The sequence below is a fragment of the Ruegeria sp. BC2 genome (genome assembly GCF_056539245.1).
The window spans coordinates 269,850-295,638 of sequence record NZ_JBQFUQ010000001.1 but is presented as its reverse complement, the minus strand read 5'-3'; the positions used below and the strand labels follow the sequence as shown (position 1 = coordinate 295,638).

Here is a 25,789-nt window from a genome sequence, read left to right as displayed (position 1 = left end):
GATACAGCGCAACTTAACCCGCGGCCTCCATCTGGAAGGCCATGCAATTCCGCATGTCAGGTGACGCTAGGTTAAGAAAGGTGCGCCATGTTCAAGAGTTCTAAGTCAGGAATGGCGGCCTGGGTTGTCGCCCCGTTTTTGGGGGTTGCTGCAGCCAGCGCGGCCATGGCCGAGCCCCAGGTTTGCAACGCCAACACAGCACGGATCGCAGCCAACAATGGTGACTATGCGGCCCTTTGCGGCTGTTCGCAGGTTACGCCCAGTTTCCTCTCGCATCTGCAACAACGGGCAGATTTCGGGTCGGTTCTTGCCAATACCTCGCAGCAATGTCCGGGGCTGGCCAATCTGCTGAGCGATTTGCCGACCGGATCGATTTCCAACGCCAACAGCTTTGACGGCCGCGAAAACGACCCCAGCGGATTTCAACCCGCATCGAGCACCGGCCCATCCGCCAGCGGCGGATCCGGGTCGGGCGGCGGAAACAGCGGCCCCGGCCATGGCGGGGGGAACGATGACCCCGGTGATGGCGGATCCGACGATCCGGGCAACGGCGGCGGGAATGATGATCCCGGCAACGGCGGCGGCAAGCCTGGCGATGGCGGTGGCAAGCCCGGCAAGGGCGGCGGCAAGCCCGGCCATGGTGACGGCAAGCCCGGCAAGGGTGGCAGTCACGGCGGCGGTAAAGGAAACAACGGCGACGGGAAAGGCGGCGGCAAGGGCAACAATGGCGGCGGCAAAGGCAACAACGGGGGCGGAAATGGGCCCGAGGGCTCAAGCCCCGGACGCGGGAACAATGCCAACAACGACGAAAACTGACTAAGGCTAAGAGCTACTTCAGCTCAGCTTGAGGAAGGCGATGCGCACATCGCCTTTTTCACCGCCCTATGGCGGCTTTTCGGAAACTAGGTCAGCTGACGCTTTCCTCTTCGAGGTGCAATTTCATCTCGATCAGAACCTGTTGCAGCAACGAAGTTTCTTTCAGCAGACGCTTGGCTTCGTTGACGGTAATGATGCCATCCTCGATCGCGGCCTGGTATTCGGTCATCAGCATCGCAAACCGCTGGCTCAGTGCGATCACGTCCGAATTGACGCCCCCGGTGCGCGTACGGGTCGAATTGCGCTCATCATAGGACAAGGTGATGTTCTTCAGGTCCGCCAGGGCCGAGGTCACATGCGGGTAGCTGGCCGCGTTTTCCAGACGTGCGACCGCATCCACCGGCATGAACCGGTCGCTGTGCTCGGGATTGTCGGAGTAATACCGGCCCAATGTGGCCTTGGATTTCCCTGTGATCTCGCATGCTGCTTCGATCCCCACGTCCTTGACCAAAGCTTCGGTGTGCTTTTTCAGATAGGCCCCGATATCTGCCATTTTTGTACCTTTGTTCGCTGCGCCCTCTTGCCCGGCTGTCCGCACCGGGGAAAGGGAGGGGAAATTTCCCATACTCGAGTCATAATTGAAATGTCATATGTTGGCTATCCCTCAGATATGCGGGGGTTTTGTGAGTGAGTGGCGGCAGTTAATGCCGGTAAAGAGTGTTTGTGGGGCAGTATTTCAGGCCCTGCGCTGTTTCGGCCATTTCGTGGCCGGCGGTGTCGCTGTTGCGGAAGCGGGGTTATCCATCCCCAAGAGCATCTGCTCGGCCTCTGCGACTGCAATGGCGGCGTCGATTTCTTTTAGGACACTGACGACTTGCTCGTGCAGCGTGAGCCGATTAGACCCAGCCCATGGCCAAGCTGTACTTTAACTACTCAACCATGAACGCAGGCAAGTCCACGGTGCTGCTTCAGGCGTCGCACAACTATCGCGAGCGCGGCATGGACACCTATCTGATGACCGCAGCCATTGACGGGCGCGCGGGCCAGGGGCGCATCGCATCGCGGATCGGAATCTCGGAACAGGCCGATACGTTCAATCCCCACGACGATGTGTTCGCGATGATCCAAGACCGACTTGATCAAGGGAAAGTGGCCTGTGTTTTTGTGGACGAGGCGCAGTTCCTGACCGAAGAACAGGTCTGGCAATTGGCCCGCGCGGTGGATGACCTGAAAGTACCGGTTCTGGCCTACGGGTTGCGGGTGGATTTTCAGGGCAAGCTGTTCCCAGGATCAGCGGCTCTGCTGGCCCTGGCCGATGAAATGCGCGAGGTCCGCACCATCTGCAGATGCGGGCGAAAGGCCACGATGGTGATCCGTCAGGACGAAAACGGCAAAACCATCACTCAAGGTGCGCAGGTGCAGATCGGCGGAAACGAGACCTATGTTTCGCTCTGCCGTAAACACTGGCGCGAGGCAGTGGGCAGTTAGACCAGATTTGGCAGCGGTCGCCCGGCGACAAAAGCCGCCACATTGTCCAATGCCATGTGCCCCATATCCGTGCGCACTTCCTCGGTCGCAGTGCCCAGATGCGGCAGCAGGGTGACAGTCTCCATCTCGCGCAGTGCCTGCGGCACGGCCGGTTCAAACTCGTAGACATCCAACCCGGACCCGGCGATCTGGCCGTTTTTCAGCGCATGGATCAATGCAGCTTCGTCCACGACTTCTCCGCGAGCGATGTTGACCAGAATGGCCGACGGCCGCATCGCTGAAAGAACCGAAGCGTCAATAAGGTGGAAGGTGTCAACACCACCGGGGACGGCGACAACCAGAAAATCGACCACAGCAGCCAGGGTCGCCAAGTTGGGAACGAACTCAGCAGGGAAATCCAGATCCTTGGGCTTGCGGGACTGATAGCTGACCTGCATCCCGAATCCGAAATGACAGCGCCGGGCAATGGCTTGCCCGATCCGTCCCATTCCGATGATTCCGACCCGTTTTCCGGTGACGTGCTGTCCCAGCATCTGGGTCGGGTGCCAGCCCTGCCAATTGCCGGACCGGACCAGCCGTTCACCCTCGCCCGCGCGGCGGGCCGTTGCCAGCAGCAGAGTCATGGCAATGTCCGCCGTTGCATCCGTGACCGCCCCCGGTGTGTTGGTCACGCGAACACCAGCAGCCTGCGCTGCCGCCACATCAATGTGATTGAAACCCACCCCAAAATTGGCCAGCAGTCTGCACCGCGGAGCCGTGACCATTTCAAAGACATCGGCCGAAAAGACATCACCCAAAGTCGGAACGACCACGTCGTAGTCCCGCAATGCGCGCGCCATCTCATCAATGCTGAGCGGTGCGTTGCTATCTCGGATATCGACGTCGAACTCATCCCGCGCACGGGCAGTTACGGCGGGGGTCATCGGTCGGGTGATCAACAGTTTCATCAGTGCATCCGCCCGCCCACGGGAACTTTGCCATCAGGACCGATCAAAACAATCTCGCCCGATTCGTCCGGCAGACCCAGAACAAGAACCTCGGACATGAACCGCCCGATCTGACGCGGCGGGAAATTGACCACGGCCAGCACTTGTTTGCCCACAAGGGATTCGGGCGTGTAATGCGCGGTAACCTGCGCCGAGGTCTTGCGCTCGCCGATCTCATCGCCGAAATCGATCCACATCTTGATCGCGGGCTTGCGCGCCTCGGGATAGGGTTCGGCCCGGATGACCTCACCTACGCGGATGTCGACCTTGAGGAAGTCGTCGAAGGAAATTTCACTCACCGGACAGCTCCTTGGATCGATCGGTTGCCGCCTTTACGGCACGGTGCAACAGGTTTGGAAACCCTTCCTGTTCATGCATCAGGACTTCCAGTGCTGCCTGCGTCGTGCCGTTGGGTGACGTGACATTGATGCGCAACTGCGAGGGATCTTCCTCGGACGACATCGCCAGAGCCCCTGCCCCGGCGACCGTCGCCTTGGCCAGGCGCATGGCCAGATCATGCGGAAGGCCTTGCGCCTCACCGGCGGCAGCCAGCGTCTCAATCAAATGAAAGACATAGGCTGGCCCCGAGCCGCTGAGACCGGTGACCGCGTCCATCTGCGCCTCATCCTGCAGGCGCACGGTATCACCGATGGCCGACAGCAGATCTTCGGCGAGGGTCATGTCAGAGCCCGACGTACTGGCATTTCCAATCAGCGCGGTAATGCCTTGCCGGATCGCAGCGGGTGTGTTCGGCATGGCCCGTATGATCGGAGTACCAGCACCCAGAACACGCTCGAACGTGGCGATGGAAGTTCCGGCAGCGACCGAGATGAACAGGGTTCCGCCGCCCCCCAACGCCTGAATTGCCGGCAATGCCTCGCCCATCATCTGAGGTTTGACGGCAACCAACACGACGGCAGGTCTTTCAGGAAGTGGGGTGTTGATATTGACCCCTTGCGCCCTGAGCCAGTCGGAAGGGTTGGGGTCGATCACCCATACGGATGCGGCAGGCAGGCCATGTTCCAGCCAGCCGGCCAACATGGCCGACCCCATCTTTCCGCATCCCAGAAGCACCAGCCCCTGATCCGCGACGCGTGACATGTCCATGATTGCCCCTCCCCTGCTTTTGCGGTTTGGGGCAAAGCTTTACGCGCGGCCGTAAGCCTCTGCAATGGCGACTTGCATCGCATCCTCGGGCGTACGGTTGCCCCAGGTTACCAACTGGATCGCAGGATAGTAACGCTCGGCGCTCAGGACCGCGGCGGTGATCATCGTGTCGATCTGTTCAGGGCTGGCCGATTGCCCGCCGCTCAGCACCAGACCGTAGCGGTAGACCATCAGCTTCTGATTGCCCCAGTAGGTGAAGGCGCCTGCCCAGCATTGGTCGTTCATGCGGTTCAGCAGTTCATAGAGATCGGAAACCCGCTCCTCGGGCGGCTCCATCTCGAACGAGCAGACCATTCGCAAGGTCTCATCATAGTTAGACCAGGCCAACGTGATCGAGTAGGTGCGCCACTGTCCTTCGACCGCCATTGCGATCTGGTCGTCTCCGATCCGGTCGAAATCCCAATCGTGGTGTTCAGCCAGATGTTCGACAATATCAATCGGATGAATGTCTTCTTCGAAATACTGCTCGGAAAGTGCCATGGTGCCACCTCACTTAATACCTAGCATTTCGGGGCTGGCAGCGCCCCAGCGCTAGTTGCCTGCTCTACAAGCCGGGCTTCCCCCATAGGCCTGTACTAAATATGGTGCGCTGTGGCTGGGACTCTGGCAACCCCCATTCTTGGGGATAACAGCAATAAGTTGTGGACAGCTGGCAACGGCCACCAAAATATTGGCGCACCCTGCAGCTTTGCCTTGATTTATTTTCGCAATGCGGCGAGACTCCCCACACTGCGAAACCCAGCGCGGGTTGAGCGGTGTAGGGTCTTGCCGAAAATTTTGAAATGCCGATGTGCGGCTGGGCTTATTTGTCCAGCTTCGCTTCAAGCGCGGCGATCCGCGCTTCCAGCGCCGCGTTTTCTTCGCGCGCTTTCTGGGCCATCGCGCGGACGGCATCGAACTCTTCACGCGTGACAAAGTCGCGATCCGCCAGCCAGCGGTCTACCAAGGACTTCATCGCCGTTTCAGCCTCTTCCCGCGCACCCTGCGCCACGCCCATTGCGTTGGTCATCAACTGGGACATATCGTCCAGAAACTTGTTGCGGGTTTGCATGTGTCTACTCCGGAATCGCGAATGCCTTCTATATGGGGGATAGAGAGCCCAGTCTCAAGGTTGACTTGGTCAGCCAACCCCGGGCAATGAGACGCACATGCAAGCTGTTTTGAATTTCCCCGATCTGTCGCCCGAGTTGTTCTCGATTTCCGCCTTCGGAATCGAGTTCGCGCTGCGGTGGTATGCGCTGGCCTATATCGCGGGCATCCTGATCGCTTGGCGCATGGCGGTGATGGCCGTGCGCCGTCCCGCTTTGTGGCCGGATCAATCCCCGCCCCTGAGACCGGACCAGTTGGAGGACCTGATCACCTGGATCATCCTAGGGGTCATCATCGGCGGGCGATTGGGTTTTGTTCTGTTCTATCAGCCCGAATACTACCTGTCCCACCCGCTTGAGATCCTGAAGGTCTGGCAGGGTGGCATGTCCTTTCACGGTGGCCTTCTGGGTGTGGTGATCGCATCGCTGGTCTTTGCGCGTCGCCATTCGGCCACCTTGCTTTCGCTGGCCGACTTGATCGCCCATACCGTTCCCCCCGGCCTGTTGCTTGGTCGTTTGGCCAATTTCGTCAATGCCGAGCTTTGGGGCCGACCCAGCGAACTGCCCTGGGCGGTGATCTTTCCCGGCGCGGCAGCTCAGGATTGCGCAAATGTCGCTGCCGGACTTTGCGCCCGCCACCCGTCGCAGTTGTACGAGGCTGCACTGGAAGGCGTGCTGTTGGGCCTGCTTTTGTTGTGGCTGGTCTATAGGCGCGGCGCATTTCATTGGCCCGGCCGCATCATGGGCGTATTTCTGGCGGGCTATGGCGCTTCGCGATTCATCGTCGAGTTCTTTCGTCAACCCGATGCGCAATTCGTCTCGGTCGGAAACCCGCTGGGACTTGCGTGGCATGTGGGCGGCTACGGCCTGACGATGGGCCAGATCCTATCTGTACCGATGATCGCAGTCGGCTTGTGGTTCGCCCTACGGGCACGGCGGGTGGCATGAGCCTGCTTGGCCATCTGACCGACCGCATCCGGCAAGACGGGCCGATGAGCGTGGCGGACTACATGGCCGAATGCCTTCTGCATCCAACGCACGGCTACTACACCACCCGCGACCCGTTCGGCGCGCATGGAGACTTTGTCACCGCTCCGGAAATCAGCCAGATGTTCGGCGAAGTGATTGGTCTTTGTCTCGCGCAGGGCTGGATTGATCAAGGCAGACCCGACCGGTTTGCGCTGGCCGAGCTGGGCCCGGGGCGCGGAACACTCATGGCCGATATTCTGCGGGCCACCCGGGGCGTGCCCGGGTTTCACGACGCCGCGCAGGTGGTATTGCTCGAAGCCTCGCCCGTTCTGCGCGGACTTCAGGCCGAGGCCCTGGATGCGCACGCACCGAACTGGATCGTTTTGGTGGGCGATCTCCCAGAGCTTCCGATATTTCTTGTGGCCAATGAATTTTTCGACGCTTTGCCCATCCGCCAGTTTCTGCGCGACGGCGACGGCTGGTGCGAACGTCTTGTGGGCCTGCAGGGCGATCAGCTGGCATTCGGCCTTGGCCCGAGGGCGACGCAAGCGGCCTTGGCGACGCGCCTCGAGGATACACGGGACGGTGATCTGGTCGAGCTGTGCGCGGCGGCGGTTCCCATCGTGACCGAAACGGCCCGCATCATCCGTAGCCACGGTGGTATGGCTCTCGTCATCGACTATGGCGACTGGCGTTCGCTGGGCAACACGTTGCAGGCTGTCAAGGGGCACGAATACGTCGACCCGCTCGCCACACCGGGTCAGGCCGACCTGACTGCACATGTGGATTTCGAAACGCTGGCATTGGCGGCGGGCGCGACGGGCTGCGCCCATACGCGGCTGACGCCTCAGGGTGTGTTTCTTGAGCGTCTGGGCATCACCCAACGCGCACAATCTCTGGCCGGCGCGTTGACGGGATCAAAACTGGAAACGCTGGTTCGGGCACATCGGCGGTTGACGCACCCAGAGGAAATGGGAAACCTGTTCAAGGTGCTGGGCCTCTACCCGAAAACTGCGATGCCACCATCGGGACTTGGGACATGACTCTGGAAATTCTGACCTCGGATTTGCTGTCACCGATTCGACACGGGTTCTTCAGTCGCAAGGGCGGCGCCTCGTCCGGTATCTTCAGCGGGCTGAATTGTGGCACGGGCTCGTCCGACCTGAGCGAGGCGGTCGCGCTGAACCGAAGCAGAGTGGCCGAGGCCATGGGCGTCAAACTGGATGCATTGGTCGGCGTGCATCAGGTACATTCCCCACACGTGATCACCGTCGACAAGCCGATTGCAGGCGAGAAGCCAAGGGCCGATGCAATCGTTACCGCAACGCCGGGCCTCGCGCTGACGATCCTGACGGCCGACTGCCAGCCGGTGCTGTTTGCGGATCCTCAAGCGAAAGTGATCGGGGCGGCACATGCGGGATGGCGCGGTGCTCTGGACGGCGTCCTTGAGGCGACGCTGGACGCCATGGAGGCGCTGGGCGCGCACCGCAAAAACATCATCGCCGTCATCGGCCCGACGATCTCGCAGCGCGCCTACGAGGTTGGCCCCGAGTTTCTGGAAGACTTCCTTTTGGAAAGCCAGGACAACGCGCGTTTCTTTGCAAATGGGCAAGGCGACCGGATGCATTTCGACCTGCCGGCCTTTGGCCTTCACAAGCTGCGTCAGGCCGGCGTCGGGCAGGCAGAATGGACGCGGCATTGCACCTATTCGGATCCCGACAAGTTCTATTCCTACCGGCGCGCGACCCACGCCGGCGAGGCGGATTACGGCCGCCTGATTTCCGCCATACGATTGTAAAGATCGACCGAATTAAGGCGAAAGCGCCACTTTTCCGCCACATTTATTGTGTCTATCTGTCATCAGAATCGTTGTTAATTTTTGCCAGTGCTCAGATGGTTATCCGTTCTCCGAACGTCTGATTTCTGGCATCCGAACTCAGGGGGTGCCGCAAGACTTCATCATTGTCCTCAATTGATCCCGGAACAGCCACATCGCTGCCGCAAAGACGCGTCACATTGGCTTTACAAAGGGAAAAGGGCTTAGGCCCGAACTTCGAGCAGGACATGAATATGAAGTTGAAATCTCGCTTTCTTCGCGCCGTTGTCGCGGCCACCAGGGACCAACAACCGGAAATGCCCTGGAAGCGGGTTTCCAGTCACTCTGCAAGGGTCGTGCGCCGGTTGGCCGCGCGACGCTGATACGAAATTCCTCTGGGGCCAGCTGCCGGCCTCAACAGGGCAAGACGCGCACCGGAAGCTGCTCTGGGCCGGTGCGTGAACCGAGGCTGGTATTCGCAGCCGACGTTTTTCAGGGCGTTTGTGTGCGGACAATTACGTTCGCAGTGTACGAGTTTGTCTGGGGGGTCATTGTGTTGACCAAACGAATGCGAAATCCATTCGCCATGCGCGGCCATGTCGGTACCCGCATGGAGGTGGCGCACTTTTTTCAAGACAAAGAATCAAGCTGTCAGGCGGGCCTCCACGGGGATGTTTCCCGCCTGTTCGGCGTATTGGAAGGAACGGAATAATATGACCATTCCAAATTCACTGGCACGTGCCGCGCAGAATGCCCTCGACACTTCGGCATTGCTGCGCGAAGCACCGCGTCCAGGCACCAAACAGAAGGCGCAACTGCGTCGATACGAGGTGAGTGCGCTGCTGAAAAACGGGGAAGTTTCGCAGACTCGCCACATCGCACCGGCGCTGCCCGTTTTCGAAGACGCGTTCTGCGCCTTTACACGTGGGTCTCTGGTCGAGACGGAACACGGCCCGGTCGCCATCGAGGACTTGATGCCGGGCGACACGGTCCTGACCCAGACCGGCGCATCCGAAAAGGTGTTGTGGAAAGGCTCGGTCACTTTGGTACCTGGCCGCGAAGACTCGCGCGGGCGGACACGCCCTTTGACCCGCATCATGGCAGACACGTTCGGCATGCAAAAACCATTGTCCGGCGTCATTGCCGGCCCCGCAGCCCGCTTGCTGGCGACGCCGGCGCATCTAAGGCATCTCGGAGGTGGCCAGCCGATGCTGACACCCGTTGCCGAATTTCAGGACGGCATGTCCGTGATCGAAACGCAGCCGCCCACTCCGGTCGAGCTGTTCCACATCTGCCTGGAACGCCACGCGGTCATCAATGTCGACGGGCTGCAGTTCGAAACCTATCATCCCGGCGTGAACGCGGTCCGGATGATGAGCCACTCGCTGCGCTCGATCTACCTGAACCTGTTCGCGCATATCCATTCCTTGCACGATTTCGGTCCGCTGCTTATGGCACGCGCCGGGGAGGGCGAGATCGACGCCATCACGGCGTGACAGCTTTAACCATCACCACTGCATTTTGGGGGGCAACATGCAGATTTTATTGAGTTGGGCCATTTCTCTGGCCATCGTGGCGGTGCTCCCGCCATGCGCATCGCAAACCAGACGCGCCGGCTTTACGCCGTCCGGTTCATCCGTTCTTCCAATACGTCGAACGGCACGCCGGGTTCGTCTTTTGCACCGCGGATGACAAGCGAAGTCTTGACGCTGGCCACGTTCGGCGTGGTCAGCAACTCACCCGTAAGGAACTGTTGAAAGCTGCTGAGGTCGGGGGCGACGCATTTCAGGATGAAGTCGACCTCGCCGTTCAGCATGTGGCATTCCCGAACCAGAGGCCAGTCTCGGCAGCGGTCTTCGAACGCCCGCAATTCCGCCTCGGCCTGGCTTTCAAGGCCAACCATCGCAAAGACCTGAACTTCGAACCCCAGTTCACGGGCGTTGACCTCGGCGTGGTATCCTCGGATAAAGCCAGCCTCCTCCAACGTGCGCACGCGCCGCAGGCAGGGTGGGGCCGAGATTCCGACACGTTTTGCGAGCTCGACATTGGTCATTCGTCCGTCTGCCTGCAGTTCTGCAAGGATCTTTCGGTCGATCTCGTCCAGCCGTGTCGTGACCATGCGGTGCTCCTGAAATTTTCGGTTCTTATATCAGCGCAGGTGCCATGCGCAATATTCTTTCGCACCTGCGCAATAATCTTTGTCTGTCGATCAGGCAAGCCGGCACCTTGGAACCACATGACGGACGCGTGAGACGAAGGGGCTTTAAGCCGATCGATGCTATCGCTATATCGAAGCCCGGCGCCCACGACGGCGCTCAGGCAATAATCGAGTGGGGGTTCCATGGCCGAGACACGACACACCAAGGTTCTGATCATCGGATCGGGGCCTGCCGGATACACTGCGGGCGTCTATGCCAGCCGCGCGATGTTGAACCCGATTCTGGTGCAGGGCATCGAACCGGGCGGCCAGCTGACCACCACCACCGAGGTCGAAAACTGGCCTGGCGACACCGAAGTTCAAGGCCCCGACCTGATGGTGCGCATGCAGGATCACGCCAAGGCCATGGGTTGCGAGGTGATCGGCGACATCATCAACGACTTGGACCTGTCCAAACGTCCTTTCACCGCCAAGGGCGACAGCGGCACGATTTATACCGCCGACGCGGTGATCCTGGCGACCGGTGCGCGCGCCAAATGGCTGGGGTTGCCGTCGGAAGAAAAATTCAAGGGCTTCGGTGTTTCGGCCTGCGCCACCTGTGACGGCTTCTTCTACCGCGGGCAGGAGATCGTGGTGATCGGCGGCGGCAACACCGCCGTGGAAGAAGCGCTGTTCCTGACCAATTTCGCCAGCAAGGTCACGCTGATCCACCGCCGGGACGAACTGCGCGCCGAAAAGATCCTTCAGGACCGCCTGTTCAAGAACGACAAGATCGAGCCGTTGTGGTTCCACCAGCTGGCGGAAGTGATCGGCACCGATAACCCGCTGGGCGTCGAGGGCGTGCGGGTGAAGAACGTCAAGACGGGCGAAATCACCGAGATCCCCTGCAAGGGCGTGTTCGTCGCCATCGGCCACGCCCCTGCCAACGAACTGGTCAAGGACGTGCTGGAAACCCATATGGGCGGCTATGTCAAAACCAAGCCGGGCACCACGCAGACCTCGATCCCCGGCGTGTTCGCGGCGGGTGACTTGACCGACCATGTGTACCGGCAGGCCGTGACCTCGGCCGGAATGGGCTGCATGGCGGCGTTGGATGCCGAACGGTTCCTTGCCGAACAGGAATGACCGCGACGCGCAGCGTCTTCGGCGCTGCGTACCGCCTCCTCTGGCACCTTGACCCGCACTGCGCGGCAACGCAGACTTGCCCCGAGCGCGGCAGATTTCAGGTGATCTTTTGAACACTCCCCTTTGGCAGGGCAGTTGGGCGACCCGTCTCAGGATCATCAGTGGTCTTGTGCTGTTTGTCTTTGCTTTCTTCCACTTCATCAATATCGGGTTGGGGCTGTTTCACACCGACTACCTGCATGACATGCAGGACTCTCGGAAAACGGTCACGCGCCATTCGATTGGCAGCGCTGTCCTGTATCTTGCCCTGATCGTACATGCGGGTCTGGCATTGGTGTCGATCGCCCAGCGCCGAACCCTGCGAATGCCCTTTCATACGGGCCTGCAGATCGTTCTTGGCCTTCTCATTCCGCTGCAACTGATTTCGCACATCGTACAGACACGCTATGCGCATCAGGTTTTCGACGTGAATGACGAGATGGGCTACATCATCATTCTGATGTGGCCAAATTCGGCCATCTGGATGCAAAGTCTGCTGATGCTGATCGTCTGGATACACGGGTGCATCGGACTGCATATCTGGCTGCGACTGACTTCGTGGTGGCGCCAAACCGTACCCTATCTGATCGGAGTTGCCGTCTTCATCCCAAGCTTTGCCCTGGCCGGTTTGCTGACCGAAGGGCGGCGCATCTGGATGGATTTTGCGGATCCGGATCTACGCGAACAGTATATTGAGCATTACAACTGGCCCGGCCCCGAAGAGTTCCAGGTTTTGTTCAGCGTCAAGGACAACGCCTTGATGGCCTTCTGGATCGCGCTTGGTGCAGCTCTTGCGTTCCATTTCGGAGGCAAGCTTTGGCGTAGACGACACTCGGTGCGCGTCAGATATGTCGATGGGCCGGAAGTGACCTCAGAGAAAGGCATGACGCTGCTTGAGATGTCACAAGCCAACGGTATTCCGCATACTGCACTGTGCGGCGGCCGGGGGCGCTGCACGACCTGCCGCGTCATCGTCGAGGATGGCGCCGAGTCACTGCCACCGCCCAGCGAGGTCGAAGCCCGCAGCCTGAAGGCCGTGGGGGCCACACAGCGCACGCGCCTTGCCTGCCAGGTCCGCCCCTCTAGCCCCTTGACGGTTTTCCGCGTTTTCCGGCCGGATGGTGGACGTCAGCGGGCGCATGCCAGCCAGGGGCAAGAGCGAAAACTGGCCGTGCTTTTTCTGGACATGCGCGGGTTTACCGCGCGCACAACGGGGCAACTGCCCTATGACATCGTGTTCCTGCTGAACCGGTTCTTTGACGCCATTGTTCCAGCCATTACCGCAGACGGCGGGGTCGTCGACAAATACATGGGCGATGGCCTTTTGGCCGTGTTCGAAACACCCGACACGTCCAGCTCGGCCCGTTCTGCCCTGAAAGCTGCGATCGACATCAGTCATGCGCTTGCGCAGTTCAACCAGCAGCTGTCCCAGGAAAACAGCCCCGAGATCCGCATCGGCATGGGCCTGCACCTGGGCGACCTTGTGTTGGGAGAGATCGGCGCTGCCGGCCACGCCGCGCGGACCATCATCGGTGACGCCGTGAATGTCGCCAGTCGGCTGGAAGGAGAAACCAAGGCGCTCGGGGCTGAGCTGTTGGTCTCGGAAGCCGTGCTGCGCGCGGCCGGGTTTGAGACCGATGGCCTTGACCTGCGTCTGTTCCAGCTCCGGGGCGTAACCGAGCCCGTCCCTGCCCTGCCGGTCGAGCGCGCTCTGGATCTGGACCAACTTCTGACCTCACCAGAACAGATCGCCGCCGGTTGACGATATTGTCCCCATCCGGTGGGATTTTCGTCGCTTTTTCGGTTCCGGCCCGGAAAAACCTTCCATTCCGGGGAAAAACCGCGCATATCCTCCTTTGTTTCATGAATGTATATGGACTTCGACTGACGACCGGGGCACATGGCCCGGAAATGCACCTGAATCACTGACTGACCACACTGCCTCAAGAGTATTGCGATGACGATGTTGAGTAACCTGGCTCCGATCCCAGAACTGTATGTTTCCTATGAGTCCGCCCAAAAGCTGAAAGTCGAAGCCTCCGACCTGACCAGCTGGGACCTGACCCCGCGCCAGATCTGTGATCTGGAATTGCTGATGAATGGCGGGTTCAACCCGCTAAAGGGCTTTCTGAGTCAGGAAGACTATGACAGCGTCGTCGAAAACATGCGCTTGGCCGACGGAAGCCTTTGGCCGATGCCGATCACACTGGATGTGAACGAAGATTTCGCCGATCAGATCGAACTGGGTCAGGACATTGCGCTGCGCGACCAGGAAGGCGTGATTCTGGCGACCATGACCGTTACCGACCGCTGGACCCCGGACAAATCGCGTGAGGCCGAGAAGGTGTTCGGTGCCGATGATGATGCGCATCCGGCCGTGAACTACCTGCACAACGTGGCAGGCAAGGTTTATCTGGGCGGCCCCGTGACCGGCATCCAGCCGCCGGTGCATTATGATTTCAAGGCGCGCCGCGACACCCCGAACGAGTTGCGCGCTTATTTCCGCAAGGTCGGTTGGCGCCGCATCGTGGCTTTCCAGACCCGCAACCCGCTGCACCGCGCACACCAGGAACTGACTTTCCGCGCCGCGCGTGAGGCGCAGGCCAACCTGCTGATCCACCCGGTTGTGGGCATGACCAAGCCCGGTGATGTCGATCACTTCACCCGCGTGCGCTGCTATGAGGCGGTGCTGGACAAATACCCGGCCTCGACCACCACGATGAGCCTGCTGAACCTGGCGATGCGCATGGCTGGGCCGCGCGAAGCGGTCTGGCACGGCCTGATCCGCAAAAACCACGGCTGCACCCACTTCATCGTCGGCCGCGACCATGCCGGCCCCGGCAAGAACAGCCAGGGCGAAGATTTCTACGGCCCCTATGACGCCCAGGACCTGTTCCGCAAATTCCAGGACGAGATCGGCATCGAGATGGTCGATTTCAAACACATGGTCTATGTGCAGGAACGCGCCCAGTACGAACCCGCGGACGAGATCGAGGACCGCGACAACGTCACGATCCTGAACATCTCGGGCACCGAACTGCGCCGCCGTCTGCGCGAGGGGCTTGAGATCCCCGAGTGGTTCTCGTTCCCCGAGGTGGTCGAGCAGCTCCGCCGCCGCTATCCGCCGCGCAGCCAGCAGGGCTTTACCGTCTTCTTCACCGGTTTCTCGGGCTCGGGCAAATCGACCATCGCAAACGCTCTGATGGTCAAGCTGATGGAGATGGGCGGCCGTCCCGTCACGTTGCTGGACGGTGACATTGTCCGCAAGAACCTCAGCTCGGAACTGGGCTTCTCGAAGGAACACCGGGACCTGAACATCCGCCGCATCGGCTATGTGGCCTCCGAGATCACCAAGAACGGCGGCATCGCCATCTGTGCCCCGATCGCGCCCTACGCCACCACCCGCCGCGCCGTGCGTGAGGAGATCGAGCAATTCGGCGCGTTCTGCGAAGTTCACGTGGCCACCAGCATCGAGGAATGCGAGCGCCGCGACCGCAAGGGCCTGTACAAGCTGGCGCGTGAAGGCAAGATCAAAGAGTTCACTGGTATTTCGGACCCTTACGACGTGCCGGAAAACCCGGAACTGCGCGTCGAGACCGAGAATGTGGACGTGGACAACTGCGCCCACCAGGTTCTGCTGAAGCTGGAAAGCATGGGATTGATCGCCGGATCCTGAGCCACAGCCAACTGCTGTCAACACTGACCCCCGGAGACATCTCCGGGGGTCTTTCATTTCCAGAACACTGCTTTGAACACCCCCCTTCCATCCGCGAAGATTGGCGGTCGTTCGACGTTTCATCCAAAAAATGCTACTATTTCGCATGTTTTGAGCAGACATAATTTGTCTGCATCCTTTGGGAGGGTGAACATATGGCAACTCAGAAAAATACCGACGATGGCGGAGCCATGTTTGCGGGAGACAATCGCGCAGCGGTAATTGCCGACTACAAGATCGCCCAGTTTTCCCGGTTGCAACTTCCGGCGTTGATGGCTTCGCCGGCTATGGCAGGGGGCCTGACACCATTTATCCCCATAGACTGGCTGCTGGACCTTCTGAAATCGATCCGCACCTACGCGGATTGGGTGAAGGAATGCGACAAGATCAAAGCCAAGATTCAAAAGGCGCTGGATACACTGCAGCCGCCACCCCAGGATCACCCTTTGGGGCTTGTCGTACCACCGGTTCCGCCGACGCCCGGCACGACCCGTCTTCGTCAGATCCTTGAGGTCATTGATGCGGCCAAGACCGCTGCCGGCAACATGGAGCCAGACTCGGCGCGCGACAGTCTCAAAGAGGCCAAGGACATGATGCACCACGACTCGGTCAAAGCCGAGTTCCGCCGGTTGAACGACGTGGATGGCTGGTATGACATTCTGGAGGAATTGCAGGACGCGATCGATTACTTGGAACGTGTCTCGCGGCACTGACCCACTCCGGCACAGCCAAAGTGCGCGTTCGGCACAGTCAGCCTGCTGAAAGCTGATCCCGCAAGGCCTCGGCGGCCCTCAGTTCGAACTCTCCATAGATGGCGGCCTGCGGTTGCATCGCCCGCAGATACGGCAGGCGTTTTTCATAGTCTTCACCCGACAGCATTTGCACGGCCTGCTGGATGTCCGCCTCGGTTTCGCACAGGATCATCCCCTCGGTATCGAGGAAGTCGCCGATATTGGGGCACCCCCAATAGATCGGGACTGTCGAACACAGAACGGCGTCGATCAGCTTCTCCGAGAAGTAGTTCCTCTCGCGCACGTTTTCGATGACGACCGAATAACGATAAGGTGCCAACCCGTCTGACTTGTTCTCGAACGGCTGATAGCCGCGGCCCATGATGTCGATGTCAGCGCCTGTGTCGCGGGCCCAATCGATCAGCCTGTGCCTCAGCTGGTGCCCCTCCAGATCGCGCTTTGCCGACGCGATCAGCGAACATGACCGCGTCTTGACGACGCTCAGATCCTGCCACTCGGGAACTTGGGTCACGCCGTAGGGCAGGAAAACCGCGTTGGGCAGGCTGTTCAGCAATACGTCGTGAAAGGTGAACACCCGGAAAAAACGCCGCCAGGTCCAGCGCAGCATCCGATCGTGCTTGCCATGTATGGCCGATGGCTCGCCCATCATCAGCGATATCCGAGCCCGCGTGCCGCGTCGCAGGCGCAGGTGTACAGTGGAATTGGGATACATGATCAGGTGGTCGGAGGGCGCGAGGTCACCAACGGTCTTTCCTGACAGGCGCTCGGGGCAGCCCAGCGGCCAATTCAGATCTGCCAGCGGAACCGAGGCCAGTTTCGGCCCCAGACGGTGGCCATAGGGCAGAATCGCGATCGCAGGTTCGGTCATTGCAGGCTGTCCGGCAGGTCGGTCTGTCCGCGCATCAGGACGAACCCGCGCCCGGCAACCTTGATGCCCGTCATCGCATCCGTTGGCCCGACCCGCGTTACGGTCGCCTGGCCGGGACGGCCCATGTCGTGGCCCTGTTCGGCGATAAAGCTGTCTTTCGGCATCAGCCCGTATTTCCACAGGTAAGCCGCCATTGCGCCGGTGGCGGAGCCGGTGAACGGATCTTCGGGCGGGCTGGGCGGCGCCAGCAACAGACGCGAGAACGTATCCCCTTGAGCCGTGGCCCCCTGCAGGGTCACCAGAAAGGGTTCGGCCATGTCGGACCCGGCATATCCGGCAGTTTCCGCCACCCGTTGCAGCGCATCCACATTCAGTTGTGCCGCGCGCAAGGCTGCGTGATCCCGCAGAACTGTAATGCAGAACGGCAGCCCGGTCGAAACCATCTGCGGCGGCGAAATGATCGCACTTGCAGGTAGGCCGATCGCAGCTGCAACAAGGTCTTCCGGCACCCGCGTGCCGAATTCGGGCGCGATCTGGGTCATCTCGATCTGGTCGCCATGCAGCTCGATCGACAAGATCCCTGCTCCGGTTTCCAGCGTCAGTGCGTCAGCAGATATCATTCCTCGGGAGCGCATGGCAGCCACGGTCGCTATGGTCGGGTGTCCGGCAAAGGGAATTTCACGGCTGGCCAGGAAATACCGCACTCGGATATCCGCCACATCCGATGGGCCGGTAAACGTGCATTCTACCAAAGACGTCTCGCGGACAAACGCCGTGCAGACCGTTTCCGGCAAATGCGCGCCACCATGCACGACTGCACAGCCATTTCCGCCGAATGCCGTGTCGCTGAAAGCATCCACCCAATCGAAATCGAACCAGCTCATGCGCCCTCTCGTGCCTGCAGTCAGAAAGTGCCGGGAATGCAAACCCGCGGGTGGCATGTTTGACGCCTCACGCGCCGCTTGTCACGTTGAATCGGTCTGTGGCCGTGTCAGTGCACGGCCACCGGAGACAGGTCATGCTGCCGCGCCAGTACGAAGGCCAGCTTTCGATCGGCGACAAGCGCCAGTTGCTGCCCATCTGAATCGTGAACGGCATAAAGATGATCCAGATCACCCACCTGCGTGCGCACCTCGTGCGGCAGGTTGGCCACGTTCACAGCCTTCACATAGACGATCCGATTGCCTTCGGTGTTGATTTCATACGGTGTATTCATGGCTTACCCCTTCCTTATGTTGATCGTCTGCACAACGGTTTCGGGCATGGCGCGGGTCAGGTCGATATGCAGAAGGCCATTTTCCATAATGGCCTCGCCGACCTCGACACCGTCGGCCAGCACGAACATGCGCTGGAACTGACGGGCCGCGATGCCGCGGTGCAGGAACACGCGCCCCTCGCTGTCGTCGCGCTGACGACCCCGGATCACCAGTTGCCGATCTTCGATGGTGATCGAAAGGTCGTCCTCGGCAAACCCGGCTACGGCCAAGGTAATGCGGTAGGAATGATCCGACGTCTGTTCGATGTTGTAGGGCGGATACCCTTCGTTTCCGGCCTTTGCAGACCGTTCCAGAAGACGTTCCAGCTGCTCGAACCCCAGAAGATGCGGGTATGAGCCAAGAGTAAGTTTTGACACGTTTTCTCGTCCTTCTTTGTCAAAGCGACGTGATGCGCGGCCCCGTAACGGCAGCTGCGCACAAGACAATATGGGATGAAACGTGTGTCTCCACAAGGTCTAGGCGGATTCACTTGAACGCACTATCTTGTGTAACACGCACCACCAGCCACACATGAGTCGCCCATGAACGCGCCCACCGACATTTCGATGAAAACCGACGAGGTTCTGCGCGTCGAACTGGAGGTGTTCCGCCAACAACACCGCGACCTGGACGAGGCGATCAAGGCGCTCGAGGCGACCGGCACTGCCGATCAGCTGACGGTGAAGCGGCTGAAGAAACAGAAGCTGCGCCTGAAGGATATCATCCGGCTGATCGAGGATCGCCTGACCCCTGACATCATCGCTTGATCCGGCGCGGTCAACCGCATTGCCACGCAAGCGGATTTCACTATAGTGCGCGCTTCCTAAAGCAGGCGGGGAACAGGGCGGATGAGCGAGATCAAGGTCGGAATCATCATGGGCAGCCAGTCGGACTGGCCCACCATGAAAGGCGCTGCAGAGATACTGGACGAACTGGGCGTGGCCTACGAGACCAAGATCGTCTCGGCCCACCGCACGCCGGATCGTTTGTGGGAGTACGGCAAGACCGCTGTGCAGCGCGGGCTGCAGGTGATCATCGCCGGCGCTGGCGGTGCCGCACATCTGCCGGGGATGATGGCGTCCAAGACGCGGGTACCGGTGATCGGCGTTCCGGTACAAACGCGGGCGCTGTCCGGTGTCGACTCGCTCTATTCCATCGTGCAGATGCCCAAGGGTTTCCCGGTTGCGACCATGGCCATCGGTTCGGCCGGCGGCGCCAATGCCGGCCTGATGGCCGCCGGTATTCTGGCCCTGCAGGACGCAGACCTGGCCGGTCGGCTGGACGCCTGGCGCGCCGCGCTGTCCGACTCGATCCCCGAGGAGCCGCGCGATGAATGACCCTTTGCAGCCCGGCGCGGTGATCGGAATTCTGGGTGGCGGCCAGCTGGGGCGGATGCTGTCGATGGCCGCGGCGCGGCTGGGCTTCGTGACCCATATCTTCGAGCCGGGCGCCAACCCGCCGGCGGGCCAGGTGGCGCATCGCGTGACCACCGCACCTTATGAAGATGCCGAGGCGCTTGCCGCGTTTGCGCAATCGGTCGATGTCATCACCTACGAGTTCGAGAACATCCCGACCGAGGCGCTGGACATTCTGGAATCGCACCGTCCCATCCGCCCCGGACGCGAGGCGCTGCGGGTCAGTCAGGACCGGCTGACCGAAAAGACATTCCTGCAAGGCCTGGGCCTGAACACCGCACCCTTTGCCGATGTGACCGACCTGGACAGCCTGCAGGCCGCCATCGAACGGATCGGCACGCCGGCCATCCTCAAGACCCGCCGCTTCGGCTATGACGGCAAGGGGCAGGCGCGGCTGAAGTCGCCCGAGGACGCCCGGTCCGCACTGGCCGACATACAGGGCGCGCCCGCGATCCTGGAAGGCTTCGTCAATTTCAGCCACGAGGTGTCGATTATTGCCGCCCGCGGGCTGGACGGCCAGGTGGCCTGCTTCGACCCCGGCGAAAACGTGCACCGCGACGGCATCCTGCACACGACCACGGTGCCCGCGCGCCTGTCCCCTGCCCTGCGGACCGACGCGGTGCTGCTGGCCGCGAATATCCTGAACGCGCTGGACTATGTCGGCGTCATGGGGGTCGAACTGTTCGTGACGCCGCAGGGCCTGATCGTGAACGAGATCGCGCCGCGCGTTCACAACTCGGGCCACTGGACGCAAAACGGCTGTGCGGTCGATCAGTTCGAACAGCATATCCGCGCCGTGGCCGGCTGGCCTCTGGGCGACGGGCAGCGTCACGCGGATGTTGTGATGGAGAACCTGATCGGCGACGACATGGACCGCGTGCCCGAGCTTGCGCAACAGCGCGACGTGGCCCTGCACCTGTATGGCAAGGCCGAGGTCAAGCCGGGCCGCAAAATGGGCCATTTCAACCGGATCAAACGCTAGCGCGCCGCGGCGACGAACCGCCCGGCGACATCCCCCGACAGGAAACTGACCCGGCCGCCGGCGATGGTGGCCGCCACGCGCTGCGTTTCCGCATCCAGAACGACCAGATCGGCGCGTTTGCCGGGTTGCAGCGACCCGCGGTCCCCGAGGCCAAGCACCCGCGCGGGCCCCGACGACACCAGCGCCCACGCGCCCGCCAGATCCATCAGCCCCGATTTCATCAACATCAGCGCCGCCCTGCGCGGGCTGGGATAGTGGTAATCCGACGCCAGCGCATCGCACAGCCCCATGGCGATCAGGTCCAGCGCGCTGACGTTGCCCTTGTGCGATCCGCCCCGCACCACGTTGGGCGAGCCCAGAATGACGTGATCGCCCGCGGCCTTGGCCGCCTCGGCCGCTTCGAGCGTTTCGGGAAATTCGGCGATATGCACGCCGCGCGCGCGGCAGTGGCAACGGGCCTCTGCCGTGGCGTCATCATGGCTGCCCAGACGCACGCCTTGTTGGGCCAACGCCGCGCACAGCGCATCAAGCGCAGTTGGCACCTCGGAGGTGCGGGCGTGCATGTCCTGCAGCATCTTCAGATGCGCCTCGGGGCTGCGACCAGCCTTGAGCGCCTGCCCGGTCAAACGCGGCGGGGTACGCCCCTGCGCCAGACGGTCATGGGGCAGATGATCGTTGAACACGACATAGGGCACCTGCCAGTCGGCGATGCGCCCCGGCAGGTCGGCATAGTCATCCAGCAGGTGGGTTTCGAACCGCAACTGCGGGATCAGGTCGGTGACCACGCTGCCCTTCACCGCCGCGATCGCGCGGAACACGTCGGCGGCGAACTCTGGGCCGCGTACGCCGCCCTCCCAGCTGTAGAACTGCGCCAGCACGGCGGTGGTGATGCCATTGGCTGCCAGTTCAGCCTCGGCGGCGCGGATGCCCTCGTCCATCTGCTTCATGGCCCCCCGGCGCGGGGCGATGTGACGCTCGAACCCGTCCCCGTGCAGGTCGATGATGCCCGGCAGGATCAGATAGCCGCTCAGATCAACGACCGGCGCACCGCTGCCCTCCTGGATCAAGCCGTCCGCGATTGAGAGATCGTCACCGACAAGTCCGCGATCAGGGTGCAGAGCCTGCGCCCCGGAAAAGGTCAGTTCCAATGCGGTCATCGTGTGGGTTCCGAGGCGGGTTCGGCGCAGTCCTCTCCGATGCAGATCTCATCAATGATGTCCATCACACCGTCCAGCCAGGTTATGTTGGGATCGAACTCACCGAACTCGATGAAGTGCAAAGCCTGCGCCATGACCTGCGGGTTGTTCATCATGAACGTATGCGTCACCGGCAGCACGATGTGGTCGGTCATGCCCTGGACTTTGGTTTCTTCGACAGCGACCTTGCCGTCATCCGGTCCATCAACCAGCGACGAAAAAACCGGATTCAGTGAGTTCTCGCCTGCAATCACCCCCAGCTCGAAGTCGACCGGTGGCAGGCGACGCGGAATACCTTCGGGCCCCGTACCCAGCTGCAGGCCGGCGGGGCCGTTCAACAGACCGAACACTTCCCAATCGCCGAGTTCATCGACCAATTGGCTGCCTTGGTTGGGCGGGCCAAGCATGACGACGCGTCCCAGATTCTGCGGATGGTGATCCTGCAGCCAGTAGCGCAACAGGATTCCTCCCATCGAATGCGCGACAACGTTGATGGTGTCATCTCCGCACGCCGCAAACGCCTCGGGTATGGTCCGGTCGGCCAGTTCCGGAATCGGAAGATCCGTCGAGCGATAACCCGGCCGCACAACGGTGTACCCGTGCACCTTGAACAACTGCTCCATGACCGAAAACGATGCTTCGGTCCGGGCAAGCCCATGCAGCAGGACAACGCATTTTGCCTGCGCGGCGATCGGCATCAGGAAAAGCAATATGAAAAACAGGATCCGCATGGCTGCCAGATAATCGCTATTCTTCAGAGAGGAAAGACCTAGCGCCGCCTCACGCGCATAACTGCCAATGCAATACCGCCCACAACCAACCCTGCCCCTGCCATCAGCCGCAGGCTCAGTTGCTCGCCGAGCAGCGCCACACCTGCAATGATCGCAATCACCGGGACGCTCAGCTGCACTACGGCTGCAACCGCAGGCGCCAACTGGGGCAGCAGGCGATACCACAGGGCGTACCCCAACCCCGAGGTTACGCCGCCAGATACGGCCGCCAGCCCCAAACCCGCCCAGGTCAAGTTCCACGCCGGAGCGCCCGCGACCAAAATGCCAGCGGTCACCGGCAGGGCCACCACAAAGTTCGAGGCCGTTCCCGCCAGCGCATCGGGCTCGGACCGACCAGCAATCGAATACGCAGCCCACCCGACCCCTGCGGCGGCCATCAAGGCTGCCCCTGTCGGGTCAACACGTGCCTCAGCGCCTGGCCACAGAACCCAGGCCAATCCGGCCATTGCAATTGCTGCCCCCGCCACCTGTCGAAAAGTCGGGATCGCCCCCGTCAGGGTGCCGGCCAGAAACATCGAGATCTGGACCACCGCAAACAGGATCAAGGCGCCCAATCCCGCATCAAGTGACAGATAGGCCACCGAGAACCCGACCATGTAAAGCGACAAGGAGCCTGCTCCGATCACTCGGCGCCTGTCGAACACCCGCAGGGTGCCACCCCGCGACACGACCAAAGCGCAAAGAACGAGCGCACCACAGAGCACACGAACAACGGCAAAACTTGCCGGGTCGCTGGCTCCGCTCTCCACGGCCAACCGGTTCAGGATGGAATTGGCCGCAAAGGCACACATTGTCAGGGCGGTCAGAAGAAACAGCTGCATGCCCAACCAATATCGTGTCTGCACACAATGGACACCCGCTTTCCTGCGCTTCCGCGTGACCGGCTGCGGCGATCCCCAGAATTGCAAGCAGCGCCGGCCGAAACACCGCGGATCACTGAAAAAATCAAAACGGGGCCGCCCGAAGGCGACCCCGCTGAAATTTTCGGTAAGACTCTCCCTTGCGGGTTGTCTGAATTCGCTGACGCGAACCCGGCCGTCTTACATCATGCCGCCCATGCCGCCCATGTCGGGCATGCCAGCACCGGCGCCTGCACCTTCTTTGGCGGGCTTGTCGGCAACCATGGCTTCGGTGGTGATCAGCAGACCTGCAACCGAGGCAGCGTCTTCAAGAGCGGTACGCACCACTTTGGCCGGGTCGATCACGCCGAACTTGAACATGTCGCCATATTCTTCGGTCTGAGCGTTGAAGCCGAAGGCGGTGTCCGCGGACTCGCGCACCTTGCCGGCAACGACGGCGCCGTCGACACCTGCGTTTTCAGCAATCTGACGCAGCGGCGCTTCGATGGCCTTGCGCACGATGTTGATGCCTGCGTCCTGATCGGCGTTGACACCTTTCAGATCGGCCAGAGCCTTGCCGGCCTGAACCAGGGCAACACCGCCACCCACGACGACACCTTCCTGAACGGCGGCGCGCGTTGCGTTCAGAGCGTCGTCCACACGGTCCTTGCGCTCTTTCACTTCAACTTCGGTCATGCCACCGACGCGGATAACGGCAACACCGCCTGCCAGTTTGGCAACGCGCTCTTGCAGCTTCTCACGATCGTAGTCGCTGGTGGTTTCTTCGATCTGGGTACGGATCTGGGCAACGCGTGCTTCGATCTCGGCCTTCTCGCCAGCACCGTCGACGATGGTGGTTTCGTCCTTGGTGATCGACACTTTCTTGGCGGTGCCAAGCATGTCCATGGTGACGTTTTCCAGCTTCATGCCCAGGTCTTCGCTGATGACCTGACCGCCGGTCAGGATTGCGATGTCCTGCAGCATTGCCTTGCGGCGATCGCCGAAGCCCGGAGCCTTGACGGCAGCGATCTTCAGACCACCGCGCAGCTTGTTGACAACCAGAGTTGCCAGCGCTTCGCCTTCAACGTCCTCGGCGATGATCAGCAGCGGCTTCTGCGACTGGATCACCTGCTCGAGCAGCGGAACCATCGGCTGCAGCGACGAGAGTTTCTTCTCGTGCAGCAGGATCATGCAGTCTTCCAGCTCGGCAACCATCTTGTCAGCGTTGGTGACGAAGTAGGGCGACAGGTAGCCACGGTCGAACTGCATACCTTCGACGACGTCGGTCTCGGTTTCCAGACCTTTGTTCTCTTCGACGGTGATAACGCCTTCGTTGCCGACCTTCTGCATCGCGTCTGCGATCTGGCGGCCGATTTCAGCTTCGCCGTTGGCCGAGATGGTGCCAACCTGCGCAACTTCGTCGCTGTCTTTGACTTCGCGGGCAGCGTTCTTGATTTCCTCGACGACTTTGGCGGTTGCCATGTCGATGCCGCGCTTCAGGTCCATCGGGTTCAGGCCGGCAGCAACCTGCTTGAGGCCTTCCTTGACGATGGCCTGAGCCAGAACGGTCGCGGTGGTGGTGCCGTCACCGGCTTCGTCATTGGTGCGGCTGGCGACTTCTTTCACCATTTGCGCGCCCATGTTCTCGAACTTGTCTTCCAGTTCGATTTCCTTGGCGACCGAAACACCGTCTTTGGTGATGCGCGGCGCGCCGAAGGATTTGTCCAGAACCACGTTGCGGCCTTTGGGGCCGAGGGTCACCTTCACAGCATCCGCCAGGATGTTCACACCCTTCAGCATGCGGTTGCGGGCATCGGTGTCGAACTTGACGTCCTTTGCAGACATGTCTTTTTCTCCTCGAGAAATGTGTTTGAAATGACGATCAGAGCAAGCGCGTGCGCGTTACTCGATGATCCCCATGATGTCGCTTTCTTTCATCATCAGCAGCTCTTCGCCGTCGACGTGGACCTCGGTGCCGGACCATTTGCCGAACAGGATCTTGTCGCCGGGCTTCACAGCCATCGCGATCAGTTCGCCGCTGTCTTTCCGCGCGCCTTCGCCGGTTGCAACGACTTCGCCTTCGCTGGGCTTTTCTTTTGCGCTGTCGGGAATGATCAGGCCGCCTGCGGTTTTCTCTTCGCTTTCGGTACGGCGAACCAGCACGCGGTCATGAAGCGGTTTCAATGCCATCTTTGCAGCTCCTTGGGCTCAAAGGTTGTTTTCCTCCCCCCGCGGTCTTGCGGGGCGTTAGCACTCAGCTTGATCGAGTGCTAACGACGCATAGCTAGGGGGTGATTTCCGGCGAGTCAACAATCGGTGATGA

29 protein-coding genes are annotated in these 25,789 nt (G+C 61.0%); 13 read left to right on the top strand and 16 right to left on the bottom strand.

Annotation, left to right across the window (positions count from 1 at the left end):
* Positions 1–87 precede the first annotated feature (87 nt).
* A complete protein-coding gene (locus ACR0CU_RS01435) occupies positions 88–816 on the top strand; it encodes a hypothetical protein (RefSeq protein WP_170444641.1) in 729 nt (242 codons plus the stop codon).
* A 91-nt stretch (positions 817–907) separates the two neighbouring features.
* Here the strand turns inward: ACR0CU_RS01435 and ACR0CU_RS01430 are convergent, their stop codons facing one another.
* Positions 908–1,369: a hypothetical protein gene (locus ACR0CU_RS01430; RefSeq protein WP_170340605.1), complete on the bottom strand. Its 462-nt coding sequence runs from the start codon at positions 1,367–1,369 to the stop codon at positions 908–910.
* Between the two features lie 356 nt (positions 1,370–1,725).
* Here ACR0CU_RS01430 and ACR0CU_RS01425 point away from each other — a divergent pair, with 356 nt between their 5' ends.
* A complete protein-coding gene (locus ACR0CU_RS01425) occupies positions 1,726–2,304 on the top strand; it encodes a thymidine kinase (protein ID WP_170444638.1) in 579 nt (192 codons plus the stop codon).
* Here ACR0CU_RS01425 and ACR0CU_RS01420 read toward each other — a convergent pair.
* The 5 genes from ACR0CU_RS01420 to ACR0CU_RS01400 form a co-directional block, all read right to left on the bottom strand.
* A complete protein-coding gene (locus ACR0CU_RS01420; RefSeq protein WP_170444635.1) occupies positions 2,301–3,251 on the bottom strand; it encodes a 2-hydroxyacid dehydrogenase in 951 nt (316 codons plus the stop codon). The two genes, ACR0CU_RS01425 and ACR0CU_RS01420, sit on opposite strands and share 4 nt — an antisense overlap.
* Positions 3,251–3,589 carry a tRNA-binding protein gene (locus tag ACR0CU_RS01415; protein WP_170340599.1) on the bottom strand — a complete coding sequence of 113 codons (339 nt, stop codon included), beginning with the start codon at positions 3,587–3,589 and terminating at the stop codon, positions 3,251–3,253. The genes ACR0CU_RS01420 and ACR0CU_RS01415 overlap by 1 nt, the downstream gene beginning before the upstream one ends.
* Positions 3,582–4,397, bottom strand: coding sequence for a pyrroline-5-carboxylate reductase (gene proC, locus ACR0CU_RS01410; RefSeq protein WP_170444632.1), 816 nt, complete (start codon positions 4,395–4,397; stop codon positions 3,582–3,584). Before proC ends, ACR0CU_RS01415 begins: the two co-directional genes overlap by 8 nt.
* A 39-nt stretch (positions 4,398–4,436) precedes the next feature.
* Complete coding sequence (locus ACR0CU_RS01405) at positions 4,437–4,937, bottom strand: type III secretion system chaperone family protein (protein ID WP_170444629.1); 501 nt, start codon at positions 4,935–4,937, stop codon at positions 4,437–4,439.
* 322 nt (positions 4,938–5,259) lie between these two features.
* The gene (locus tag ACR0CU_RS01400; RefSeq protein WP_093964673.1) at positions 5,260–5,508 is read right to left on the bottom strand and encodes an accessory factor UbiK family protein; all 249 of its coding nucleotides are present in this window, start codon (positions 5,506–5,508) and stop codon (positions 5,260–5,262) included.
* A gap of 97 nt (positions 5,509–5,605) precedes the next feature.
* Between ACR0CU_RS01400 and lgt the strand changes: the two genes are divergently transcribed.
* From lgt to ACR0CU_RS01380, 4 genes are all read left to right on the top strand, one after another.
* Positions 5,606–6,493: a prolipoprotein diacylglyceryl transferase gene (gene lgt, locus ACR0CU_RS01395; RefSeq protein WP_170444626.1), complete on the top strand. Its 888-nt coding sequence runs from the start codon at positions 5,606–5,608 to the stop codon at positions 6,491–6,493.
* Positions 6,490–7,557, top strand: a complete 1,068-nt coding sequence (locus ACR0CU_RS01390) for a class I SAM-dependent methyltransferase (protein ID WP_170444623.1) — start codon at positions 6,490–6,492, stop codon at positions 7,555–7,557. The genes lgt and ACR0CU_RS01390 overlap by 4 nt, the downstream gene beginning before the upstream one ends.
* A complete protein-coding gene (pgeF, locus tag ACR0CU_RS01385) occupies positions 7,554–8,312 on the top strand; it encodes a peptidoglycan editing factor PgeF (RefSeq protein ID WP_170357144.1) in 759 nt (252 codons plus the stop codon). The genes ACR0CU_RS01390 and pgeF overlap by 4 nt, the downstream gene beginning before the upstream one ends.
* A gap of 731 nt (positions 8,313–9,043) precedes the next feature.
* Positions 9,044–9,826 carry a Hint domain-containing protein gene (locus ACR0CU_RS01380; RefSeq protein ID WP_170357143.1) on the top strand — a complete coding sequence of 261 codons (783 nt, stop codon included), beginning with the start codon at positions 9,044–9,046 and terminating at the stop codon, positions 9,824–9,826.
* A 122-nt stretch (positions 9,827–9,948) separates the two neighbouring features.
* On the opposite strand, the gene ACR0CU_RS01375 is transcribed toward ACR0CU_RS01380, so the two are convergent.
* A complete protein-coding gene (locus ACR0CU_RS01375; RefSeq protein WP_093964666.1) occupies positions 9,949–10,449 on the bottom strand; it encodes an Lrp/AsnC family transcriptional regulator in 501 nt (166 codons plus the stop codon).
* A 222-nt stretch (positions 10,450–10,671) separates the two neighbouring features.
* Between ACR0CU_RS01375 and trxB the strand changes: the two genes are divergently transcribed.
* From trxB to ACR0CU_RS01355, 4 genes are all read left to right on the top strand, one after another.
* Positions 10,672–11,613 (top strand): thioredoxin-disulfide reductase, encoded by a 942-nt coding sequence (gene trxB, locus ACR0CU_RS01370; protein WP_480642304.1) that lies wholly within the window; start codon positions 10,672–10,674, stop codon positions 11,611–11,613.
* Between the two features lie 109 nt (positions 11,614–11,722).
* Complete coding sequence (locus tag ACR0CU_RS01365) at positions 11,723–13,414, top strand: adenylate/guanylate cyclase domain-containing protein (protein WP_480642302.1); 1,692 nt, start codon at positions 11,723–11,725, stop codon at positions 13,412–13,414.
* Between the two features lie 195 nt (positions 13,415–13,609).
* Positions 13,610–15,328: a bifunctional sulfate adenylyltransferase/adenylylsulfate kinase gene (locus ACR0CU_RS01360; protein WP_170444614.1), complete on the top strand. Its 1,719-nt coding sequence runs from the start codon at positions 13,610–13,612 to the stop codon at positions 15,326–15,328.
* 194 nt (positions 15,329–15,522) lie between these two features.
* Positions 15,523–16,080, top strand: a complete 558-nt coding sequence (locus tag ACR0CU_RS01355) for a hypothetical protein (protein ID WP_170340578.1) — start codon at positions 15,523–15,525, stop codon at positions 16,078–16,080.
* Between the two features lie 37 nt (positions 16,081–16,117).
* On the opposite strand, the gene ACR0CU_RS01350 is transcribed toward ACR0CU_RS01355, so the two are convergent.
* The 4 genes from ACR0CU_RS01350 to ACR0CU_RS01335 all read right to left on the bottom strand — a co-directional run bounded on the left by ACR0CU_RS01350 (position 16,118) and on the right by ACR0CU_RS01335 (position 18,620).
* Positions 16,118–16,987, bottom strand: a complete 870-nt coding sequence (locus tag ACR0CU_RS01350) for a glycosyltransferase family 10 fucosyltransferase (RefSeq protein WP_170364811.1) — start codon at positions 16,985–16,987, stop codon at positions 16,118–16,120.
* Positions 16,984–17,871 (bottom strand): PhzF family phenazine biosynthesis protein, encoded by an 888-nt coding sequence (locus ACR0CU_RS01345; RefSeq protein WP_170444611.1) that lies wholly within the window; start codon positions 17,869–17,871, stop codon positions 16,984–16,986. Before ACR0CU_RS01345 ends, ACR0CU_RS01350 begins: the two co-directional genes overlap by 4 nt.
* A 107-nt stretch (positions 17,872–17,978) precedes the next feature.
* Complete coding sequence (locus ACR0CU_RS01340; protein ID WP_093964659.1) at positions 17,979–18,203, bottom strand: DUF1150 family protein; 225 nt, start codon at positions 18,201–18,203, stop codon at positions 17,979–17,981.
* 3 nt (positions 18,204–18,206) lie between these two features.
* Complete coding sequence (locus tag ACR0CU_RS01335) at positions 18,207–18,620, bottom strand: Hsp20 family protein (protein ID WP_170444609.1); 414 nt, start codon at positions 18,618–18,620, stop codon at positions 18,207–18,209.
* Positions 18,621–18,785: 165 nt separating this feature from the next.
* Between ACR0CU_RS01335 and ACR0CU_RS01330 the strand changes: the two genes are divergently transcribed.
* The 3 genes from ACR0CU_RS01330 (at position 18,786) to ACR0CU_RS01320 (ending at position 20,640) form a co-directional block, all read left to right on the top strand.
* The gene (locus tag ACR0CU_RS01330; RefSeq protein ID WP_005981552.1) at positions 18,786–19,010 is read left to right on the top strand and encodes a YdcH family protein; all 225 of its coding nucleotides are present in this window, start codon (positions 18,786–18,788) and stop codon (positions 19,008–19,010) included.
* Between the two features lie 81 nt (positions 19,011–19,091).
* Positions 19,092–19,580 (top strand): 5-(carboxyamino)imidazole ribonucleotide mutase, encoded by a 489-nt coding sequence (purE, locus tag ACR0CU_RS01325; protein ID WP_170357137.1) that lies wholly within the window; start codon positions 19,092–19,094, stop codon positions 19,578–19,580.
* Positions 19,573–20,640: a 5-(carboxyamino)imidazole ribonucleotide synthase gene (locus ACR0CU_RS01320; RefSeq protein WP_170444606.1), complete on the top strand. Its 1,068-nt coding sequence runs from the start codon at positions 19,573–19,575 to the stop codon at positions 20,638–20,640. Before purE ends, ACR0CU_RS01320 begins: the two co-directional genes overlap by 8 nt.
* On the opposite strand, the gene ACR0CU_RS01315 is transcribed toward ACR0CU_RS01320, so the two are convergent.
* The 5 genes from ACR0CU_RS01315 to groES form a co-directional block, all read right to left on the bottom strand.
* Positions 20,637–21,797 (bottom strand): alpha-D-ribose 1-methylphosphonate 5-triphosphate diphosphatase, encoded by a 1,161-nt coding sequence (locus ACR0CU_RS01315; RefSeq protein WP_480642298.1) that lies wholly within the window; start codon positions 21,795–21,797, stop codon positions 20,637–20,639. The two genes, ACR0CU_RS01320 and ACR0CU_RS01315, sit on opposite strands and share 4 nt — an antisense overlap.
* Positions 21,794–22,567: an alpha/beta fold hydrolase gene (locus ACR0CU_RS01310; protein WP_170339982.1), complete on the bottom strand. Its 774-nt coding sequence runs from the start codon at positions 22,565–22,567 to the stop codon at positions 21,794–21,796. The genes ACR0CU_RS01315 and ACR0CU_RS01310 overlap by 4 nt, the downstream gene beginning before the upstream one ends.
* A gap of 38 nt (positions 22,568–22,605) precedes the next feature.
* The gene (locus ACR0CU_RS01305; protein ID WP_480642296.1) at positions 22,606–23,448 is read right to left on the bottom strand and encodes a DMT family transporter; all 843 of its coding nucleotides are present in this window, start codon (positions 23,446–23,448) and stop codon (positions 22,606–22,608) included.
* Positions 23,449–23,667: 219 nt separating this feature from the next.
* The gene (gene groL, locus ACR0CU_RS01300) at positions 23,668–25,311 is read right to left on the bottom strand and encodes a chaperonin GroEL (RefSeq protein WP_480642293.1); all 1,644 of its coding nucleotides are present in this window, start codon (positions 25,309–25,311) and stop codon (positions 23,668–23,670) included.
* 57 nt (positions 25,312–25,368) lie between these two features.
* Positions 25,369–25,656, bottom strand: a complete 288-nt coding sequence (gene groES / locus ACR0CU_RS01295) for a co-chaperone GroES (RefSeq protein WP_093964650.1) — start codon at positions 25,654–25,656, stop codon at positions 25,369–25,371.
* Positions 25,657–25,789 lie beyond the last annotated feature (133 nt).